Annotated in this window: 17 protein-coding genes and 1 other RNA gene; 5 read left to right on the top strand and 13 right to left on the bottom strand. The window is 36.7% G+C overall.

The window, feature by feature from the left end; genetic code table 11:
* Window positions 1-198: 198 nt before the first annotated feature.
* The 12 genes from ACFILT_RS05605 to gshB form a co-directional block, all read right to left on the bottom strand.
* Window positions 199-528: a hypothetical protein gene (locus tag ACFILT_RS05605; protein ID WP_375678497.1), complete on the bottom strand. Its 330-nt coding sequence runs from the start codon at window positions 526-528 to the stop codon at window positions 199-201.
* Between the two features lie 1,111 nt (window positions 529-1,639).
* Window positions 1,640-2,260 carry a ribonuclease D gene (locus ACFILT_RS05600; protein WP_375661218.1) on the bottom strand — a complete coding sequence of 207 codons (621 nt, stop codon included), beginning with the start codon at window positions 2,258-2,260 and terminating at the stop codon, window positions 1,640-1,642.
* Window positions 2,253-3,647, bottom strand: a complete 1,395-nt coding sequence (locus ACFILT_RS05595; protein WP_375679714.1) for a M20/M25/M40 family metallo-hydrolase — start codon at window positions 3,645-3,647, stop codon at window positions 2,253-2,255. The genes ACFILT_RS05600 and ACFILT_RS05595 overlap by 8 nt, the downstream gene beginning before the upstream one ends.
* A gap of 84 nt (window positions 3,648-3,731) precedes the next feature.
* A complete protein-coding gene (gene mutM, locus ACFILT_RS05590) occupies window positions 3,732-4,607 on the bottom strand; it encodes a bifunctional DNA-formamidopyrimidine glycosylase/DNA-(apurinic or apyrimidinic site) lyase (protein WP_375613328.1) in 876 nt (291 codons plus the stop codon).
* Between the two features lie 271 nt (window positions 4,608-4,878).
* Window positions 4,879-6,126, bottom strand: a complete 1,248-nt coding sequence (locus ACFILT_RS05585; RefSeq protein ID WP_375679712.1) for an aminopeptidase — start codon at window positions 6,124-6,126, stop codon at window positions 4,879-4,881.
* 177 nt (window positions 6,127-6,303) lie between these two features.
* Window positions 6,304-7,137 carry a cell wall hydrolase gene (locus ACFILT_RS05580; protein ID WP_375679711.1) on the bottom strand — a complete coding sequence of 278 codons (834 nt, stop codon included), beginning with the start codon at window positions 7,135-7,137 and terminating at the stop codon, window positions 6,304-6,306.
* Window positions 7,138-7,686: 549 nt separating this feature from the next.
* Window positions 7,687-8,409 carry a phosphate signaling complex protein PhoU gene (gene phoU / locus ACFILT_RS05575; RefSeq protein ID WP_375611791.1) on the bottom strand — a complete coding sequence of 241 codons (723 nt, stop codon included), beginning with the start codon at window positions 8,407-8,409 and terminating at the stop codon, window positions 7,687-7,689.
* Between the two features lie 21 nt (window positions 8,410-8,430).
* A complete protein-coding gene (pstB, locus tag ACFILT_RS05570; RefSeq protein ID WP_375625677.1) occupies window positions 8,431-9,189 on the bottom strand; it encodes a phosphate ABC transporter ATP-binding protein PstB in 759 nt (252 codons plus the stop codon).
* Between the two features lie 51 nt (window positions 9,190-9,240).
* Window positions 9,241-10,530, bottom strand: coding sequence for a phosphate ABC transporter permease PstA (gene pstA, locus ACFILT_RS05565; protein ID WP_375678500.1), 1,290 nt, complete (start codon window positions 10,528-10,530; stop codon window positions 9,241-9,243).
* Window positions 10,527-11,987: a phosphate ABC transporter permease subunit PstC gene (gene pstC / locus ACFILT_RS05560; protein ID WP_375678501.1), complete on the bottom strand. Its 1,461-nt coding sequence runs from the start codon at window positions 11,985-11,987 to the stop codon at window positions 10,527-10,529. Before pstC ends, pstA begins: the two co-directional genes overlap by 4 nt.
* A gap of 75 nt (window positions 11,988-12,062) precedes the next feature.
* A complete protein-coding gene (locus ACFILT_RS05555; RefSeq protein ID WP_375678502.1) occupies window positions 12,063-13,109 on the bottom strand; it encodes a PstS family phosphate ABC transporter substrate-binding protein in 1,047 nt (348 codons plus the stop codon).
* A 133-nt stretch (window positions 13,110-13,242) separates the two neighbouring features.
* Entirely contained in the window at window positions 13,243-14,190 is a 948-nt protein-coding gene (gene gshB, locus ACFILT_RS05550) for a glutathione synthase (RefSeq protein ID WP_375627632.1), read from the bottom strand.
* 87 nt (window positions 14,191-14,277) lie between these two features.
* On the opposite strand from gshB, the gene ACFILT_RS05545 reads away from it, so the two are divergent.
* On the top strand, window positions 14,278-15,072 hold the full coding sequence (locus ACFILT_RS05545) for a molybdopterin-synthase adenylyltransferase MoeB (RefSeq protein ID WP_375678503.1): 795 nt from the start codon (window positions 14,278-14,280) through the stop codon (window positions 15,070-15,072).
* 926 nt (window positions 15,073-15,998) lie between these two features.
* Here the strand turns inward: ACFILT_RS05545 and ACFILT_RS05540 are convergent.
* Window positions 15,999-16,562, bottom strand: coding sequence for a c-type cytochrome (locus ACFILT_RS05540; RefSeq protein ID WP_375678504.1), 564 nt, complete (start codon window positions 16,560-16,562; stop codon window positions 15,999-16,001).
* A gap of 104 nt (window positions 16,563-16,666) precedes the next feature.
* Between ACFILT_RS05540 and ACFILT_RS05535 the strand changes: the two genes are divergently transcribed.
* The 4 genes from ACFILT_RS05535 to ffs all read left to right on the top strand — a co-directional run bounded on the left by ACFILT_RS05535 (window position 16,667) and on the right by ffs (window position 20,897).
* Window positions 16,667-17,398 (top strand): 3-deoxy-manno-octulosonate cytidylyltransferase, encoded by a 732-nt coding sequence (locus tag ACFILT_RS05535; RefSeq protein ID WP_375679710.1) that lies wholly within the window; start codon window positions 16,667-16,669, stop codon window positions 17,396-17,398.
* Window positions 17,395-18,258 carry a prephenate dehydratase gene (locus ACFILT_RS05530; protein ID WP_375679709.1) on the top strand — a complete coding sequence of 288 codons (864 nt, stop codon included), beginning with the start codon at window positions 17,395-17,397 and terminating at the stop codon, window positions 18,256-18,258. Before ACFILT_RS05535 ends, ACFILT_RS05530 begins: the two co-directional genes overlap by 4 nt.
* A 536-nt stretch (window positions 18,259-18,794) precedes the next feature.
* A complete protein-coding gene (locus ACFILT_RS05525) occupies window positions 18,795-19,202 on the top strand; it encodes a hypothetical protein (protein WP_375679708.1) in 408 nt (135 codons plus the stop codon).
* 1,597 nt (window positions 19,203-20,799) lie between these two features.
* Window positions 20,800-20,897, top strand: an RNA gene (ffs, locus tag ACFILT_RS05520) — signal recognition particle sRNA small type.
* Window positions 20,898-21,078: the final 181 nt, after the last annotated feature.

The following is a 21,078-nucleotide window of genomic DNA, read 5'->3' as shown; positions in this document are numbered from 1 at the left end:
ATACCTAAAGACAGACAACCGGTATGATAAACATTAAAACTTATATAGAAATCTCCTTAAAGCTGAAAAAATGAGAAATCTTTCTTAAAGTTTTCAAACCACCCCTTGCTTTAAAAATCATAAATTTGGCAGAAAAAATATCCCTCTTTTTCAACTTCAAAGCATATATTATACTTCTTGATGTTGTTTTTTCACTTTTTAAAAACTCATTGGACCTCGTGCAAATAGGTTTGGCCGTCCTTTTTTCCCTGGTCTTCTTTTAGGATAATGATCTCTTTTTTTACCAGAATGTAACACAGGTACTAACTTAGCTGCTGTTATGCTTTCGCTGTTATTTGTGCAAGAAAGTTCTATCTGAAAAACTTCAGATAATAACTTGCTAAGCTGTTCACCAGTAAAAAAACCTATTGGAGGAACAGCCGAAGATGCTCTCTGTATAAGGTTTTGAGACGCTAAAAAACTTGCACCTTGAGCCATAGAGATTGAAGCAAAAGTAGCAAAAGCTGTAATAAAATATTTTATGTTCATAAATTTAACCTCATCAAATATTCATAATGGATTTTATCTAGTACCTTCATTGCAAATTTCTAGAGAAAAATAATATGTTTATAGATAAAAAGTGAAAATCCTTAAAAATAAAGCTTGGAGCATTTTTCTTTTAAAATAAAAGCAAATTGCCCTGCTCTGCCAACATAGAAATTACTTATTGAGCAATAAATAAAGGCACGAAGTATCGTCTGAAAATAATAAACTATATGAACTTCACATAATATACTGATTTATAATGCTAATTTAGCGTTATTCATATTGACTGAGAACCCTAAATACCATAAGATTCTCTCCTTCAAAATCTTTTTCATGTTGAATCAATCAAAACCATTTGTTTGCACGTTACAAGTTGGAAGAGCTGTGTGGATAAAAAACACTAAAAATGTCTCTTATGAACCGTCTCAAGTGCTAAGGACTTACACAACATTGGGAATTGGCACAGTTGTGTGGATGGTAGCGGCTTGTTAACTCTATAAGCGTAAGATAGTAGTGTTCAATAGATTTTATATTGGTATTGGAGGCTTTATCGTTATATCTTTTATGAGCGCCGCCGTAAAATGAACTTGGGTGTCGGTTTCTTTACAAAAAGTACATGAATTAGCAACACAAATATATTCCGTTTAGGGCGTTCTGTTTTACATGAAGAACGTAAATCCATTAAAAACATGAGAAACAAAAGCATGAGGCAATGCGTAATCTCTATTATTTAACAGACATTGCTTTAAATACTTTTGAAAGTCGTAAAGCAGAATTAAAAATGATGGTAAAGATGAGATTTGGTTTTTACATTTACACATTCATATTCTCCCCCAATTAGGCTGTATAACGGTTTCAGAGATTTAAGTCTTCCAACCTACCGTATGTTTCCAGCCTCTCCTCAAAATTGCTTTGTTTCAAATAAAAGCTGTTACAAAAATAAAAAATATGAATTCGCAAAAGTACTTTTATTGCCTAAACTTCAAATGAAATAGCACTTAAGAATTTATTATAATTCTTATCAGAAAAGATGAGAGGATAAAACGCCCATAATGTACAAGCATTTTGTCCTCTCACATCAATAATTAACTCTATTTAAAAGCCAATTTTAAAGTTAGCTATGCGCAAAAATATCAATTTCCGCCCATCCTAAAAGATCAAGCCTAGCTCTCATAGGCAAAAATTGAAAGCATGCCTTGGCAACATTTTCTCGCTCTTCACGTCTTAAACGTTCTTCAAATATAACCTTTAAACGATGCAAATATAACACATCCGACGCAGCATATTCAATTTGTGCCTGTGATAACGTTTCTGCCGCCCAATCCGAAGATTGTTGCTGTTTAGAAATATTCACATTCAGCAATTCATTACAAATTTCTTTCAAGCCATGACGATCCGTATAAGTGCGCGTGAGTTTCGAAGCAATCTTTGTACAAAAAATAGCCTCTGGCATAACACCAAATGTATGCGCTAAAATAGCAAGATCAAAACGCCCAAAATGAAATATTTTGGTGATTGCGTTATCTTCAAGCAATTTTATCAAATTGGGTGCACTCTTTTGTTCTTTAGCAATCTGAATAACGTCAGCAGTACCATCTCCAGAAGAAAGCTGAACAACGCATAAACGATCACGATAGGGTTGTAATCCTAAAGTCTCGGTATCAATCGCAATGGCATCAGTTTTATAATTGTCTAAGTTTGGTAAATCACCTTGATGAACGCGAATCTCAGCCATTTACCCTCCTACTTGCTAAAGCAGCAAGAATACGCGCCCAAGACCGCTGCCCCTTATGAAACGATTTTAAATTATACTTTTCATTAGGAGAATGAATACGGTCATCAGCCAGTCCAAAACCAACCAAAAGAGTTTCCATACCAAGAATTGACCGAAAATCTGCTACAATTGGGATCGAGCCCCCCATGGCTGTCAAGACAGCAGGCACTTCCCACTCTTGTGATAAGGCATCCTTCGCCTCCTTGATAAAAGATGAATCATCAGAAATCTGAAGTGCCGGAGAAGAACCGTGATTCTTAAATTCAACCTTACAATCAGCAGGAATTGAGCTACGTACATAATCACGCAACGCTTGGCGTATTTTCTCTGGATCTTGCTTATGCACCAAACGACACGATACTTTTGCACTCGCTTGAGAAGCAATAACTGTTTTCATCCCTTCCCCTTCATAGCCGCCACTAATACCATTAATTTCCATGGTAGGACGTGCCCATACAAGCTCTAAAATGCTCCGCCCTTTTTCACCAGCTGGAACGGAAAGTCCTATAGGACCAAGAAAATTTTCAGCAGTACAATTAAGTGCATTCCATGATTGTAAAATCTGTGGAGGTGTTTCTTCTACGCCATCATAAAAACCAGGAAGTGTTGCCCTATTATTTTCATCGTGAAGTCCTGCTAAGATTTTCGTTAAAATACGAATGGGATTAGCTGCTACTCCTCCAAAATAACCAGAATGTAAATCACGATTCGCTGCTGTGATAATAATCTCTTCTGCCATAATTCCCCGAAGAGAAAGAGCAATAGATGGTGTATCCGCATCCCACATTGACGTGTCACAAACCAATGCATAATCTGCCTTAAGTTCATCTGTATTTGCTTTTAAAAAAGGAATAAGGGAAGGAGAAGCACATTCTTCTTCTCCCTCAAATAAAACAGTAACTTTAATAGGAAGCTGCCCTGTTTCTTTCTTAAATGCACGACATGCTTCAATAAAAGTCATCAACTGACCTTTGTCATCTGAAGCTCCACGAGCACAAATAACTTTCTCTCCATCTCTCTCTTTTAAAGAAGGTATAAATGGATCATCCTCCCATAAACTCAATGGATCAACAGGTTGAACATCATAATGTCCGTAAAACAACACATGCAAACAATCATCTGAAGGTCCAGGATGATGCCCAACAACCATTGGATGCCCCGGCGTATCACGGCGTGAAGCCTCAAAACCGATGCTTTTTAAATCCTCCACTAACCAATCAGCTGCTTTACGACATGCATCCTTGTAAGCCGAGTCTGTAGAAATCGATTGAAAACGTAAAAGAGAAAAAAGGCGTTCAAGGCTCTTCTCTATATTTCCATCAAGATGTGTTAGTACTTTATTCAGCATAAAAAAAACCTTTCAAGCCTTGTGTAATTATATTATAGATGCGATGACTTTAAGCCTCTTGTAAGATTTTGCAAGACACCTTATTCATTTTTGACATTGTGAGCAGTAAAAACTTGAACGTCCAGCCTGTAAAATGCGCATAATAGGCGCTCCACATTCCAAACATTGCTTGCCTTCTCTTCCATAAACTGAAAAAGCATGCTGAAAATAACCAAGCGAACCATCTATATGCATATAATCACGTAAAGAAGAGCCACCAGACAAAATGGCTTCAGAAATCACATTGCGTATATTTTGTGCTAAAGAATCTGCAAATTCACGTGCACGTGCCGTTTTTGATGCCAATGTAAATGCACCACGTTGTGGAGACAAACGACTCCGCCAAAGTGCTTCACAAACATAAATATTCCCAAGACCTGCAACAATAGACTGATCAAGTAAAACACCCTTGAGAGACATTTTTTTATTAACAAAAGCCTTTTGTAAATAACGACCAGAAAACGAATTACTTATAGGTTCAAGACCTAGCTTATTTAAAAGTGGATGTTCATAAAGCTTATCCGTATCGACTAAAAGCATAAACCCAAAGCGACGCACATCATTATAAATAAGACGATAAACGTCACCATTCTTTGTCTGAATATCCATGACAAAATGATCATGTTTAACTAATTTACTTGACGCTGAACAAGCTTTTCTTAAAAAATCATTCTCTATACGCCATGAACCAGACATTCCTAAATGGCTTAAAATCGTTTCATCCTGAGAAAGATGAAATAATAAATATTTCGCACGCCGACCAAGTTCTATAATTGTTCTGCCAATAAGGCGCTCAGAAAAAGCCTCAGGAAAAGGAAAGCGCAAATCTCTACGATTAAGTTTGACAGATACTATCTTTGCATCAGTTACAACGGACTCAAGTCCACGACGAACTGTCTCTACTTCAGGAAGCTCAGGCATTACTCTTCTTTAATAATTATACACTTTCCAATCGTATCACTGATAAATTGACTTCTTCCCCCCTCAAAAAACGAAGACTTCCTCTACATCTACTAAACAAATTCTTGATGAGTCGATTTTACTTGGATTCCTACTCATGTGAATCATTTAACTAAAGGCTTTATGGACAAACCCTGCCTTGAATATATACCACACACTCTAAAATACTTAACGTATCAATAAAGCTTACATCCCACCCCACCTCAAATGACCGTGTTTTATGGTAACAAAATTAAGCCCATTCACCCTTACGAAATACAGGAACTCTTACACCATCTTGGGTAATGCCATCTATGTCAATTTCACCAGAACCAATCATCCAGTCAATATGAATGACACTTTTATTCCCACCACGTGCTGCAATCTCTTCTGACGTCAATGATGCCCCATCTAAAAAGCATTTGGAATAACACTGCCCTAAAGCAATATGACATGCAGCATTTTCATCAAATAAGGTATTATAAAAAAGGAGGCCACTCTTAGAAATTGGTGAAGAATGGGGCACAAGGGCAACTTCGCCCAACCGGCTTGCACCCTCATCACTTTGCAAAACCTGCTGTAAAACTTCTTGGCCTGTTGATGCACGAGCCTCAACAATACGCCCGGCTTCAAAACGTACTTCAATATTATCAATCAGAGTTCCTTGATAGGAAAGGGGCTTTGTTGAGCGAACGAAACCTTCAACCTTATGAGCATGAGGAGTCGTGAAAACTTCTTCTGTCGGAATATTCGGATTGCAAATAACACCATTTTGAGCAACGGATGCACCACCATGCCATTCATGATCATCTGCCAAACCAACAGTTAAATCAGTCCCTGGCCCTGTAAAGTGTAAGGCAGAAAAACGCTGCTCATTAAGCCAAGATGACCGTTTCTTCAAATGTGCATTATGAACAGTCCACGCCTGCACCGGATCTTCTCCTGTAACACGTGAAGCAGAAAAAATTGCATCGGCTAATTTTTTAATCGCCTCATTAAGTGGTAAAGAAGGAAACATTGCCTCAGCCCATCCTGCTGTTGGATAAGCAACAATCGACCAATTCATAGCAAAATTTGATATTTGCTTGAGTGCCGGCTGGTAAGCTATTGAAGTGGCTTTATTTAAACGTGAAACCTTATCAAAATCCTGATTGGAAAGGAGCAAAGGATTCTCACCAACAATCGCTAAACGCGCTGCCCCATTTTCAAAAGCCTTTGCCATTCCCTCATAAAGCCAAGAAGGGGCACAATCAAAACTAGCTGTATGGGCATTTTCAAACCGTGTAAGCGATAACATATCATCACTAAAAATTGGTGTAATGACACCAGCACCAACCTTATAAGCATGATATGCAATACGCCGAACAAAAGGTAACGCTGAAACTGGAGCAGTTAAAACAAGATCCTGCCCCTCTTGTAAATTCAACCCCACTTTCACTGTAATTTCTGCAAGACGATTAAGCATTTCAGGCAAAATTGTCTCATGAATATCAAAGTACATTACCAATACCCTTCTTTAAATAGAATGCGTTCTTTATGTCGTCATATTATAAATTGTTTTTCAGATCCTTTGAGTTCGCTTTCTCTACGTATATTTATGCGTATCATTATCGCTAAAATTCACTTAATTCATAAACCGCAATGGGTATATCATCCTTCTTTGGTCATGAAAAACTTACTAGTTCCTGTGTCGTTTTTCTAACATTGCAACAATTGCATTTAACTGATCAGATGAAGGTAAAGCCATAATCGTTTTATTTTCCTCTTTCCTAGCTAGATGTTGAGGTGCATAGGCAGGGATAGGAACTTTATCAAGCTGTACCATAGCAAAAGGCGCAGGATGTGCCATCTTGGACTGTGCTACTTCTGTCGAAGGAGATGTACTTTTCTCTGCCTTTACGCCCCTACTCTCTAAGCCTTCATCTATAAAGCTTGGCGCATGACCAGAACGTTCTTGAGCAAAAGCATAAGCAACATCATAAGGGCGATTATTTGTAGGAACTTGAAGTTCCCCATCACGTGATCGTTTTTCATAAAAAGCATTTCCCCCTGCAACCTGAACATAATGCATGTTTTTATACGGAAAAGACAAACCAGCGGTATGAAAAAACTTAGCGTGTTTAACTTTCTTATCTCGTTCACCTCGTAAAACAGCATCAGCCGCCTCTCTTACACGAGCAACAGATGCTTTTTCCGTCATAGGACGCGTTAAAACACCAGGAGCAAATTGCCTATATTGACCAACAACACCACAAATCGTCTTAGGATAGGCAGTTGAATTAACACGATTCATAACAACCGTCCCAACGGCAATCATTCCTTCACGGCTTGTGCGATTTGATTCAAAATACATCGCTCGCATAAGACATTGACGCTCTGTCAATGGATACGTAACTGCTTTTGTCTTATTATTATTTACTTTTCCAGTATCTAAATGATTTGAAGCACACCCCACAACAACTAACGGCGCTACACAACAGGTAACAAAAACATTCCAACAATTATTTTTCATCTTATGCAACACATTCCTATAATCTCTGAGCTATTCAAATTTTGAAATGAGCTTTAAATGTATCTCTCAATAAAGTACATAGCTAATTGTTACCACTCAGTAAAATTTTAATACAAGAGGTAATCAAAAAGTATCTATGCAAAATAAAAAATAAAAAACTCTTAATTTACAGATCGATATTGTTATTCTTCATGGTTCAATATAGGCTATAATAACCCACACGTTTCAATTACAATAAAGTAACACTATCCACTTCTTCTACATACGAAAAAATAATACAGACATCCCCTTTAATATAAAATTTTAACAAAATGATCTGAAAGGAAATTCCCCTAGAAAACTCCCCTCCTGCCACAATACGAGTGATGATATCATCCAATATACAAATATGTCAAACCAAGAGTTAACAATCTGCCATGCTTCTCTGAAAAAACTCTTTGTTGCTTCTTTGTGCTTTGCCATAAAATGGTTATCTTATTCTTCTTATAGCTGCACTGTAAGAAAATACTCATATATCTACAAACTTATTTTATACATATAAGAAAAATTTTAATCTATTTTCTTCTCACCTACCCCAACTTTATAAGTAAGGTCATCACGAGGACGATCAGAGGACATATGGTAACCCGTTATGATATAATGCAGCATTTCAGCAATATTAGTAACATGATCACCAATTCGTTCAATATTCTTTAAACAAAACAGTAAGTGCGTACAAACCGTAATATTGCGCATATCTTCCATCATATACGTCAAAAGTTCACGAAAAAGAGAAGTATACAAAGCATCAATCTTCTCATCACGCTCACGCACCGCGTCAACACGCTCTAATAGGCGACTCGTATAAGCATTTAAGACTTCTTTTAATTGATTGAGTGCTAAAGCTGTAATTGTTTCAAGCCCATGATAAACAGAAGCAGATTGACGTATTTCTGAAAGTGCAACAGTCCTTTTAGCAATGTTTTTTGCCATATCCCCAATCCGTTCAAGATCAGAAGAAATACGAATGGCTCCAATAATTTCACGCAAATCGACAGCCATCGGTTGGCGTTTGCAAATAATAGCAACCGCTTTTTCATCAATGTCACGTTCTGCTTCATCTAAAAACACATCATCGGCAATCACTGTCGTTGCAAGTTGAAGATCACTACTCACAACCGATGCGACAGAACGTTCAATCATCCTTTCTGCATGGCTCCCCATTTCTGTAATCCTTACTCTTAAATATTTTAGTTCTGCATCATAAGAACGGACAGTATGTTTCATAGACATATCTTATACTCCTCAATTCACCTATCCAAAACGCCCCGTAATATAATCTTGTGTCCGTTGCTCTTTTGGTGAGGTAAAGATCATTTCAGTCGCACCAACTTCTACCAAATGCCCTAAATGAAACATAGCCGTATATTGAGAAACACGTGCGGCCTGTTGCATGGAATGCGTTACGATAACAATTGTATAATTTTGCCGTAACGCATCGATAAGCTCTTCAATCCGTGCTGTCGCAATGGGATCAAGAGCTGAACATGGCTCATCCATCAAAATAACTTCAGGACTAACCGCAATAGCACGTGCAATACACAAACGCTGTTGTTGTCCTCCTGATAAACTTGTTCCAAGATCGTGAAGGCGATCTTTTACTTCTTCAAACAAACCTGCCTGCCTCAAACTCTTTTCAACTACATCATGCAATTCAGAGCGTGTTTTAACTAAACCATGAATGCGTGGACCATACGCAACATTCTCAAATATAGATTTTGGAAAAGGGCTGGGCTTTTGAAAAACCATTCCAACACGAGCGCGCAATTCTACAACATCAATTCTCTGGTCATAAATATTCTCCCCATCTAAGGTAATAAGACCGGTTGTTTTAGCGCCTTCAATCGTATCATTCATACGGTTAAAACAACGCAAAAAAGTTGACTTTCCGCATCCTGATGGACCAATCAAGGCTGTTACTTGATGTTCAGGAATATCAAGTGTAATACCGTGGAGTGCTTCTTTGTCTCCATAAGAAACCTTCACATCCTGACCGCGCATTTTAATCTTCATTACAAAAATTCACCTTACAAAAATCTTATCAAAGCTGTTGTTTTATTAAAATTACTGGCGGCGTTCAAATCGTCGACGTAAAAAAACCGCAGAAATATTCATGATCGCAAGAAAAATCATCAATACAATAATAGCACCTGATGTCTTTTCAACAAAAGCACGCTCTGCTTCACCCGCCCACATAAAAATTTGAACAGGCAAAGCCGTTGCTGGATCCATGGGGGTCGTAGGAATATTAACAACAAAAGCAACCATTCCAATCAAAAGCAAAGGAGCTGTTTCACCCAAAGCCTGAGCGACTCCAATAATTGTGCCTGTCAAAATGCCAGGCGCAGCTAAAGGAACAACATGATGAAAAATCATTTGTGTTTTTGATGCTCCCAACCCCAAAGCTGCAGAACGAATAGAGAGAGGAACAGCACGCAGAGCAGAACGTGTTGCAATAATGATCGTGGGAAGAGTCATGAGCGCTAAAACAAGACCACCAACAAAAGAGGCTGAACGTGGTAATCCTAAAAAATTAACAAAAAAAGAGAGTCCTAAAAGACCAAACACAATTGAAGGAACAGCTGCAAGATTATTGATATTAACCTCTATAAAATCTGTAAATTTATTTTTGCGTGCATATTCTTCTAAATAAAGAGCCGTTGCTATGCCTATCGGAAGGGAAACTAATAAAACGATGCCTATCATATAAAGAGAACCAATGATCGCAACACCTAATCCCGCAGTCTCAGGACGACTTGAAGCGCCAAATGTAAAAAAACCAATATTAAATGTTTTATAAAGTGTACCATCATGCGCTAAACGCTTTATCCATTCTATTTGTCGATTAGAAACTTTACGGTTTTTTTCTGCTACACGCAGATCAATCTGTCCCTTATAAGCAGAATCAATATCCGCAGATGCCAAAACTTTAACTTTTTGCATTGTGCCAATCAGTTTTGGATTCTTTGTCACCATTTCACGCAGTTGAACACGGACACCATTTGAAAACATACGGTTAACGTCCAAAAGAGAGGCTCGATCATTTTGATTGATATTAAGTTTCTTCGCTAAAGCATTGTGTACAAGAAGTGGATAATTCGCCGTCATGAGCACTTGTGGTTTTGTTTTACGTTGACCACTTGGATCAATGATCTTTTCATCCAAATAAATCGATAATGTCATTTCACTTTGAAAAAAAGCTGTATAACCCTGACTAATGATAGACCATAAAAGCGTAAATAAAAAAAATAAACCAATAAAAATGGCAATCAAACCATAGGCACGAAAACGACGTTCAGCCCAATACCGACGCTTGAGACTAATATTGCGACAAGGAAAAAAATCTTCATTCATTCATATTGTTCCCGATATTTACGCACAATATAAAGAGCTAGAATATTCATCAAAAGTGTCATGACAAAGAGCGTCATCCCTAAGGCAAAAGCCACCAGAGTTTGTGGAGAATTAAACTCAAAATCACCGGTCAATTGATTAACAATCTTAACAGTCATCGTAGTCATTGCTTCGAAAGGATTGAGTGTTAAGTTTGCTGCAACACCTGCCGCCAAAACCACAATCATTGTTTCTCCAATTGCACGCGATGCCGTCAACAAAATGGCCCCCATAATCCCTGGAAGCGCTGCTGGTATAACAACTTTTTTAATTGTTTCAGATTGCGTTGCGCCTAAACCATAAGAACCTTCACGTAAAATGCGTGGAACAGCCGTAATAACATCATCCGATAAAGAGGAAACAAAAGGTATCAACATAATTCCCATCACAACTCCAGCAGTCAAAACACTTTGTGCCATAATAAAACTAACCCCGTCTGAGAGAGAAGCAGAGAGATCTCGTAAAAATGGTCCCACAACCTTCAAAGCAAAAAAGCCATAAACAATCGTTGGAATGCCAGCAAGAACTTCTAACAATGGCTTCACAATTGCTCGCAATCGCGCAGAAGCATACTCCGCCATATAAAGAGCTGAAAATAGTCCTATAGGTACAGCAAAAAGCATGGCAACAAATGCAATATAAAGCGTACCAGCAAGAAGCGGTATTAAACCAAATTGTCCTACTTCATCGCTGGAACCGCTCGCGGAAAAACGCGGATCCCAAACTGTTCCTAAAAAGAAATTTGAAAAGGATACAGACTGAAAAAAGCTTACTGTCTGAAAAAGCATAGAAAGCGCAATGGCTATTGTTGTCAAGACTGCAACAATAGATGCACAAATCAATCCAATAATAATAAAAGATTCAACCTTATTACGGGCACGTTGATGAGGCGCAATTTGCATCATTCCACAGATAAAACCAAAGGACGCAATAGCAAAAAGAAAAACATAACCTATAAACTTAAGCTTTTCAGAAGAGAATACCCACGACTGTGCTATTTTGAACACATCATCCGATGCTTCATCGGATAAAATCAATCCCTTCGCGAGTAATTGTGCCTGCACTTCCTTATAGGAAGCGGTAGAAAGATTCCCCTCAAAGCGATGAATCTTTTTGACGAGACTTCGAAGTGTCTCCCAAAGTAGATCGTGATTTACAGGCTCTGTTACATGCGCACTATACGCCCCCAGCTCTCGAGAGGCATTATATTCTAAATAAATTGTACTCCCAGCATCCCAAACAATTAAAAAAATAAAAGCTGGAATAACAGTAATCAAAAATGTCCACCAGCCATAATAATACGCACGAGAATGCATTTTATGTTGTCTGTATTCAAGAATGCGTGCTCGCATATAAGAAATACCAAAGCCACAAAATCCAAAAATCAATAATAGCAATACAATGAAGGAAATGCGCATTTTATCTTTCAGTTTTTATAAAAAAATAGCACCCAAATTTCCTATCTCAGAAATCCAACAAATTTTCCCTGCAAATTATTTCAATGTCATTACTCGACCAGCAGAAAAATCAGAACGCTGTGCTTGACGTTCCTTTTCAGGAGAAACAATCAAACCATATTCAGCCAAAGGACCCTCTGGACCAATCATTTGATCAGAAAGAAAAAAATCAACATACTCTCGCAAACCTGAAATAATACCTAAATGTGCTTTCTTAATATAGAAAAAAAGCGGACGAGAAACTGGATATTGTCCACTAGAAATCGTCTCAACTGTTGGCGCAAAACCGTTAATATCGGCAACCTTTAGCCTATCAGCATTATTTTGATAAAAAGACAAACCAAAAATACCAACCCCTGTTTTATTAGAAGTTAGACGCGCAAATGTTTCAGAATAATCACCATCAATATCAACCGCTTTTCCATCCTTACGTACCGCAATACAAGCAGTGTGTATCTCCTTATCATCCATTCCTAAAGACTTCATCACCTCAACTGCCCCACTCTCTTTACACCCCTCAGTAAGTAATTTTTCCTCAAAAACTTCACGTGTCCCATGCTTCTCTCCAGGAATATACGCTGCTATCGTCCAATCAGGAAGAGCACTATTAACTGCACTCCATTTCAAAATATTATTCGGTTGCAACTTTCCGTCTATAATAATTCGAGCAGCAAGGGCTTTATAAACATCTACTGGCTGTAATTTCCAATCAGGCCCCTTAATATCAGTTGCAAAAACAATGCCATCATACCCAATACGTATTTCTTCAACATCTTTTACACCAGCATCAAAACAAGACTGTAATTCACTCGGTTTCATTGCTCGCGAAGCATTAACAATATCAACAGTGTTCTCCCCAATACCACGGCAGAATTCCTTAATACCAGCTCCTGTTCCTCCCGATTCGATAACAGGAACCTTAAAATGGGGATAAATTTCTCCAAATGTTTCAGCAACAATCTTTTGATAAGGTAAAACTGTAGATGAACCAGTAATCTGTATTTGATCGCGCGCATTGCCTCCATTTGCTGACAGCAGTAGCGCAAAAATCAATCCCACTCCAATTGATAATACTTTGTTCATCTATAAACTCCCTAAAAATTGAAAACAAAGCCTCTTAATTTATATTATACGGTCATTCTAGTTCACATTTGCAACATAACAAATATAAAAAACAACATGGATCATTTTTTTAAAACCATGTTTTTGTCCTCTGTCAAATAAATTCATTTGAACGCTTGAACTCAATAACATCCCAAAACAAATGAGCAACATCCGTACCGCAGAAGCGTTTAATTTCACGAATTCCCGTAGGAGACGTCACATTAATTTCTGTTATATAATCTCCAATCACATCAATCCCCACAAAAAGAAGACCGCGTTCCTTTAAGGCTGGACCAATGCGTTCACAAATTTCATAATCACGTTTTGTTAACTCCACATTTTCCGCGCGACCTCCAACATGCATATTAGAGCGCACATCTGTTTCTGTCGGAATTCGATTAATAGCTCCAACAGGTGTACCATCAAGCAAAATAATCCTTTTATCTCCTTTTCGTACTGCCTCTAAATAGCGCTGAACAATAAAAGGTTCGTGATAAATTTCTGCAAACATTTCTAACAATGATGCTAAATTGCGATCATCTTGTCTTAAATAAAAAATACCAGCGCCCCCATTCCCATAAAGTGGTTTAACAATAATATCGCCAAATGTCTCTCTAAAAGCTGTTATTTCTTCAATATCTTTGGTAATTAATGTTTCTGGCATCAGATCAGAAAATTCAGTAACAAAAATTTTTTCTGGACTGTTGCGTACCCATGCAGGATCATTCACAACGAGTGTTTTAGGATGAATACGCTCTAACAAATGAGTTGTTGTGATATAATTGAGATTAAAAGGTGGATCTTGGCGTAAAAGAACCACATCCATATCTGTTAATTCCGTACGAACAGGCTTTTCTAATCGATAGTGGCTTCCCTCTTTATCATGTACAATCAATGGCTCTAGTCGTGCAATCACACAACCATCGTATAGAGATAAACGATCTGGTGTATAATGGAAGAGAGAGTGTCCACGTTCTTGGGCTGCTAAAGCGAGTGCAAATGTCGTATCTCCTTGAATCCGAACTGTTGAAATATGATCCATCTGAATGGCAATTTTCATAAATAAATCCTCTCTATCCTAAAAGCAGACTGGTCTATGCATCATAAACTTAGTAAACAATAAAAGAACTATGACAAGAGAAAATTTATGACACAAGAAACAGATATAAAATTAAACAACAAAGAAATCGAACGCTATGCACGCCACATCATTCTGCCTGAGATTGGTGGTGCAGGGCAACAAAAGCTAAAAACAGCACGTGTTCTTGTTGTAGGCGCTGGTGGTCTTGGTGCTCCTGTCTTAACCTATTTGGCTGCCGCAGGTGTTGGAACTCTTGGAATTGTCGATAACGACATCGTTTCACTTTCCAATTTACAACGCCAAGTTATTCATAAAACAAATGCAATCAACAAAAGTAAAACAGACAGTGCTGAAACCACTATAAAAGCAATAAATCCCCATGTTATAGTTGAAAAACACACCCTACGCTTAGATAAAAGTAATGTGGATAAACTGCTCAATGCTTACCACATCATTGTTGATGGAAGTGATAATTTTACCACACGCTATCTTCTCGCTGATCACGCTGCCCAATGCAAAAAACCTCTAATAAGCGGTGCTGTAGAACGTTTTAATGGCTCATTAACGGTCCTTATGCCGTATAAAGACAATAATCCTCACTATCGCGATTTATTTCCCACCCCTCCAGCTCACGGGACTATCCCAACATGCGCTGAAACTGGAATCATCGGTGTTTTACCTGGCGTTATTGGGACCCTACAAGCAATGGAAGTTATTAAAATGATCACAAACATCGGAGAGCCATTAGTAGGAAAGATTCTTCTCTATAATGGATTATTAGCGCAATTTAATATTATTACTTATAAACGCTCAAATTATAAAGAAAATACCATAGTTATTAAGAAGCTTGGAGAATCATGATTATGTCCTCTCTTCCACTAATTTTTAGCACTCTCGCAATATGTATTGAAATACTAATTAATTTTATCGCAAGTCATCGAAACATTGTAACCAATGAAACCTATTAAATTTATCACAAATATGGCAAACCTTTTGTGAAAAAATAATTCTCTATAATGGATTATCAGCATAATTTCATGTCATCGTCTATAAATGGACAGAGACTCGTGGGAACGTAGCTGCTATCCGTATTCTTGTATAAAAAATTTTCGACGTAGATAAAAATACAATCAGCAGAACTCTATTCAACTATTCTACTATTCACACATAAAAATTGTTTCACATGAAAGTGCTTACTTCAAACCATAACCTATAAATAAATAATCTAAGTCATATTTTAGTGATCGATACTATAAAAGGTCAATGATCTGTCCGTACATCTCTAACCTCAAGAGAAAACGTCTATTCATCGAGCATCATAAAATGCAGCTTAGGATTATTGCACGTATAAGAACAATCAATTGTCTCTGTTCATAAGAAAAATACATGGGAATTGATGTAAAAGTACATAGGGATTGATGTGTATAGAAGGATTGAGATAAACCTCATGGAGAGCTTTAATTACATAATTATTGCATTCAGAAGCAGAAAGCTGCAGCTCATGAATTGATAATCCTTCAGCAATAATTTCACAGACAAGTATATGTAGAAAAAGTGAAGCACACAAATCTTGAAAACCAATCCACAGACGACAGTGTTAAAGAGTGCATTTTTATAAAAGATCTCTTTAAAATAAGCGAGTAAATATGCAATGTTAAATATCTTCTGTCTTGCGTGAGGGGCGTTCCCCCCTAACAAAACATCAATAAGAGCTCTTTTTATAAACTGTGAAACTAAAATTACAAAAAAATCAGACTTCTTTCTAAAATTAACATCTATGGTATAAGTTAATTTGGCTCGTTCGCTTTATTATTATCCATTGGTAAAGGAACAGGATGATCGGATAAACTGCGTAAATAAAGCAAAAGATCGGCACGATCTTGGTCATTTTTAATTCCACGAAAAGACATAATGGTCCCAGGAAAAGCTTCACGTGGAGAATGTAAATAACGATCTAACGTTACAAAATCCCATTTTTGATCAGAATGAGCACGTAATGCCCGTGAATAAGCAAAACCTGCTGCTGATGCTAAAGGGCGGTTAACAATCTCCCAGAGAACTGGACCAACACGCCCTGCTTCATTGCGTCCAGAAGTGTGGCATATGGCACATTGGCGAAAAATTTTACGGCCATTTTCAAAATTGCCTTGTTGAAGGCGGCTATTTAGTGATAGGGAAACATCAGGTGCTTTTTGTTTTTCTTGGAATATATCATTCTTGGCAACTGTATGATGATATTGGACTGATGTCGGATGATCGTAAACTATATTGCTGAGTGTGAAAATCCCCACAATAGCAACCAGCACACATAAACAAGCACAAATAAAATAAATAAATCTCGGGCGATTCATAAAAACTCAAATGTTCACGGTTTCATTACCATTTTTAGTTTAAGCTTTTTCTTTATAACACACAATATCATAAATGCATCACAGATGACATTGGGAATCTTACAATGGCTCTTGAACCAATTATTCTTATTCCTGCCCGTATGGGCTCAACCCGTCTTCCTCAAAAAGCTCTCGCTGAAATTGGCGGAAAACCGATGATTGTTCATGTCGCAGAACAAGCCAAAAAAGCTGGAATAGGACGTACAATCGTTGCAACAGATCATAATGATATCGCTAAAGCTGTTGCAGATTATGGGCATGAATATATCATAACACGAGGTGATCATAAGTCTGGATCTGATCGTATTTATGAAGCTTTAGTGCGTATTGATCCTGAACAACGCTACAACGCCATTTTAAATATACAAGGTGACTTACCAACAATAATGCCTCGTGAAATCATTCGTGCGCTACGCCCTTTAGAAAATAGCTTTACTGATATTGCAACCTTGGGTGCCAAAATCATTGAAAAAAATGAAACAAGAGATCCCAATGTTGTCAAAATCATTGGTACACCGCTTTCTCAAAATCGCCTTCGTGCTCTTTATTTTACGCGCGCCAAAGCACCTTATGGAGAGGGTCCTCTTTATCACCATATTGGAATATACGCCTATAGGCGCGAAGCACTTGAGAAATTTGTATCATTCAAACCCTCACCACTTGAGAAACGTGAAAAACTTGAACAATTACGTGCATTAGAAAACAATATGCGTATTGATGTGGAAATAGTCGATACAATTCCCTTAGGTGTAGACACACAACATGATCTCGATAGAGTTTGTGAGATTTTAACATGAAAATACTTAAAAAAACCAATAAAATTTCTTTCCAAGGAGAATACGGCGCTAATTCCCATATTGCTTGCTCCAATATGTTCCCCAATATGGATGCTGTTCCCTCTGCTACCTTCGAAGACGCTCTTAATTTAGTGGAAAGCGGGAAAGCTGATCTTGCTATGATCCCTATTGAAAATACTCTTGCGGGGCGCGTTGCAGACATTCATCATCTTTTACCGCAGTCATCTCTTTATATTATTGATGAATATTTTTTACCTATCCATTTTCAACTCATGGTTTTGCCCGGCGTTACACATGACGAAATTAAAACCGTCCACAGCCATACGCATGCCCTTGCACAATGCCGAAAAATCATACGAAACAACGGTTGGAAACCTGTTGTTTCTGCTGACACCGCTGGAGCTGCAAAATTTATTAGAAAAAATGCTAAACGTTCACAGGCTGCCTTAGCACCTTTAATCGCAGCAGAACTCTATGGACTCGATATTCTTGAAAGAGATGTTGAAGATAACCCTCATAATATTACCCGTTTTGTCATCCTTTCACGCTCCAAACGACATGTCCCCAAACCTCAAAATGGCGAAAAAATCATCACCAGTCTTCTTTTTCGAGTGCGCAATGTCCCCGCTGCTCTCTATAAAGCTATGGGAGGATTTGCAACGAATGGTATCAATATGACAAAATTAGAAAGCTATCAAATTGGTGGAAATTTCAATGCAACACAGTTCTTTGTTGATATTGAAGGACATCCTGAAGACCCGATGATGAAACTTGCCTTAGAAGAATTATCTTTCTTTTCTGCAGAACTGCGTATTATCGGTACTTATCCAGCACAAAACGATCGAACATCGTATATATAAAAGCAATTAAGCTGCTATCATTTTTTGTTGATATCAAAAAGCATCGTAAAAATTTCATAATGCAACGTATCTTGAAAGAGCTCGTTTTTTCTACTCAACACCCTTCATAAACACTGAAGAAGAAAAAACAGCTCGTAACAGAATATATAAATTATTTGCATAATATTTTCTCACAAATTATATCATGATAAAAAGCACTTCAACTTGTATAAAAACCAGTGTAAAAAAACACAGTAACCAAAAATAAAAACGCTTGTACCATCTATTTCCTTTTATATATTCAAAGAGAGCTTCTTGAGAAAAGTCATTTCCTCTGACAATATTCCAATAAAGATAACGAACTTCTAAATTAGCTCTCAAAACAATTCAAATTATTATACATAATAGAGCATTCAAATCTCTTAGATTAATGTCATTCTAAACATGGTTTAAAACTAGAAAATGCAACTTAGCCCTGATTTTAGCGTTAAGTTTGAGCTTTTATCTTTATAAAAATTGATTTATGATTCACCTCACTTTAGAAAAAGGAGAGGATAATGAAAAAAATCTTCATGCAAGGATTATTAGCCGCAAATATTCTCGCCTACTCTAGTGGTGCGTTTGCTGGCTTTGGTGAGAGAAAATGGAATTTTGGGCTGGATGAAAGTGTTGTGATCATCCCATCCGATACAATCCATCAAGGAGCTGAATACTCTTGTAGTATCTTTGAACCGAAGAAAGTATCCTTTACTTTATCGTACTCTACCCCTTCTGATTTAAACAAATTGAGAATTGCTGTTGATGATGAAAAGAAAATAACCCATGATAAAGAAAAGAAGATCTTTATCCTAAAAAATATAAAATCTCTTTATATAAGTTTTCCTTCGTCAGGACATTATATTTTTAAAAATATTACGAAGAAAAAAGTTGTTGGAACAAATTGTGACACAGGAGATTATGATTAACAATATTCTATAACATCTAAAATTTGAGTAGAGTTATTCTTTTTTCAGGTGTTTTTTTCAAAATAGGGCATAATGAGCCATTAAAACTTATCGCTGAAGAGGTGTTTTTATCCTAATATGGCAAACCTTAAGTTGCTCATAAGGTTAGATATTAAAGAACTTTTTCGAAAACTAAAAGACTAAACTTAAATTGTTCTGTATTTTCTACTATCAGAGCTATTTTTTTAATAAGAATATGACTTCTATCTTCACAACTGCTTTATTTTAAGTACTATAAAGCACATCGTACCCAAATCACTTAGATAAACAGAAAAGTAAAATTTGCTCTACAGATGCATTCCTCACTGCACTTTAAGTCATACTCATTCAGCTTTTTATAAAAATTATCTCGCTTTTCCCTCCTTATTAAAGAATATAATTATCTGAAACTATAAAATGTCGCTTATATCGAATAAGAACCATTTTTATGCTTATAAAATCAGTACCCCCTTATTTCTATAGCGTTTAATGTTGCATCTTCTCTTGCATGAGTACAGTCCCTTTAAAATATATGAAACCTTTTCTAAAATAATGAAAATTCATATATTGATCCATCTTGTGATAAACATCAATGTTTTTTAATTAAAAGAACAAGCACGCAAAAAAAGAGCGATAACATCTACTCAGTATTTATATATTTATATTATGTTAAAAGAAAAAACATTACATATTTTATATTCTCATTCACTATAGAAATGAGGTGGTACTCTTATAAGATACTTAAGATACTGGCTTATCCTTATAAGACTTTGATTTTCTTATACTGAATTAAAACCACGAATAAAGTAAGGTCCTCCCATCTTAAATCTCATATTAAATCCATTAAAATGTTTCCTTGAAAGTTACAAATGAGAGTGGTGTGTGAGTAAAAACGATTAAAAAAAGGAATAAAAATGCTTCTTATAAAGCCTCTCAAGTACAAGGGATCACAACATTGGGAGTTGTTAAATAGCATGAGGGCTAAAATTTATACTTTGTATTAAGCATAAAGAGGATAGCGCAACAATAGATTTATAACTCAAGGGAAGCATGTATACTATTTATGAGTGGAGTTTGAAATATAGTTAAGAGTATTGAGCAATCGCTCTTTAAAAAGCCTGTGAATGTATAACATTAAATGTATTCTGTTTGGGATGTTCTGTTTTGTATAGAGGAGCAACACCATTAAAGCAATATTTTATAATTATTTAAATAGCACTCTTCCCCCCTAACTTTCAAATGTTAGCCAATTACATGATCTATTTGCTTTATTTTCTTCTTTAACTGTTGTAAATTTTTGATGATTCAATTTCGTAGTTTTAAAACAGACGTGTCTATCCTAAAACTCTTACATGTTTCAGCGAATGAGAATAATTATACATTCAGACTATCTTAAGCGAAAAAATATTTTCATACCAAATAAATATGAAGAGCTACTGCTATAAAAACTGGTAAATCCACAATCTCTTTGTTGTTTATATGTCAATAAATTAAACGCAAAGGAAAATTCTTCGTCGTTCTTAGGATATTTTTCGTTTCTGATCTTGATTTTTCATTCCAAATCGACAATATGAGCTTGGGAGGTTGGTGGTGGACGAACTACTCGCCAACTGGGTCAGGTCTGGAAAGAAGCAGCCCCAACGAGTTCTGGTACGGGTCATCGTTCCAACCTCCTATTTTGCTGAAGAAATTATTTTTTATGCTGTCTTTTAGCGAGGTATTTTTAATCTTCAGAGCAGCATTTGTATGCAGCAAATAAAGGGGTTTTGTTATTTTTAAACAAATTGTCCCATAAATAATTTGATTAAGAAAAAATCCTTTTATATGAGACTACAGTATTGATCTATGCTTTTGTATT

Origin of the sequence: Bartonella sp. AP7XZML (assembly GCF_042195745.1) — a bacterium.
Classification (GTDB): domain Bacteria; phylum Pseudomonadota; class Alphaproteobacteria; order Rhizobiales; family Rhizobiaceae; genus Bartonella.
The sequence above is the reverse complement of the archived record's forward strand: the minus strand, read 5'-3'. Positions and strand labels throughout refer to the sequence as shown.

Bases quoted from the DNA above. Each gene is read 5' to 3' on its own strand.
- ACFILT_RS05595 (WP_375679714.1), bottom strand. From the start codon at position 3,647: ATGCTGAATAAAGTACTAACACATCTTGATGGAAATATAGAGAAGAGC.
- ACFILT_RS05530 (WP_375679709.1), top strand. From the start codon at position 17,395: ATGAAAATACTTAAAAAAACCAATAAAATTTCTTTCCAAGGAGAATAC.
- ACFILT_RS05580 (WP_375679711.1), bottom strand. From the start codon at position 7,137: ATGAAAAATAATTGTTGGAATGTTTTTGTTACCTGTTGTGTAGCGCCG.
- ACFILT_RS05525 (WP_375679708.1), top strand. From the start codon at position 18,795: ATGAAAAAAATCTTCATGCAAGGATTATTAGCCGCAAATATTCTCGCC.
- mutM (WP_375613328.1), bottom strand. From the start codon at position 4,607: ATGCCTGAGCTTCCTGAAGTAGAGACAGTTCGTCGTGGACTTGAGTCC.
- ACFILT_RS05600 (WP_375661218.1), bottom strand. From the start codon at position 2,260: ATGGCTGAGATTCGCGTTCATCAAGGTGATTTACCAAACTTAGACAAT.
- ACFILT_RS05585 (WP_375679712.1), bottom strand. From the start codon at position 6,126: ATGTACTTTGATATTCATGAGACAATTTTGCCTGAAATGCTTAATCGT.
- ACFILT_RS05540 (WP_375678504.1), bottom strand. From the start codon at position 16,562: ATGAATCGCCCGAGATTTATTTATTTTATTTGTGCTTGTTTATGTGTG.
- ACFILT_RS05555 (WP_375678502.1), bottom strand. From the start codon at position 13,109: ATGAACAAAGTATTATCAATTGGAGTGGGATTGATTTTTGCGCTACTG.
- gshB (WP_375627632.1), bottom strand. From the start codon at position 14,190: ATGAAAATTGCCATTCAGATGGATCATATTTCAACAGTTCGGATTCAA.
- ACFILT_RS05605 (WP_375678497.1), bottom strand. From the start codon at position 528: ATGAACATAAAATATTTTATTACAGCTTTTGCTACTTTTGCTTCAATC.
- pstB (WP_375625677.1), bottom strand. From the start codon at position 9,189: ATGAAGATTAAAATGCGCGGTCAGGATGTGAAGGTTTCTTATGGAGAC.
- phoU (WP_375611791.1), bottom strand. From the start codon at position 8,409: ATGTCTATGAAACATACTGTCCGTTCTTATGATGCAGAACTAAAATAT.
- pstC (WP_375678501.1), bottom strand. From the start codon at position 11,987: ATGCGCATTTCCTTCATTGTATTGCTATTATTGATTTTTGGATTTTGT.
- ACFILT_RS05545 (WP_375678503.1), top strand. From the start codon at position 14,278: ATGACACAAGAAACAGATATAAAATTAAACAACAAAGAAATCGAACGC.
- ACFILT_RS05535 (WP_375679710.1), top strand. From the start codon at position 16,667: ATGGCTCTTGAACCAATTATTCTTATTCCTGCCCGTATGGGCTCAACC.
- pstA (WP_375678500.1), bottom strand. From the start codon at position 10,530: ATGAATGAAGATTTTTTTCCTTGTCGCAATATTAGTCTCAAGCGTCGG.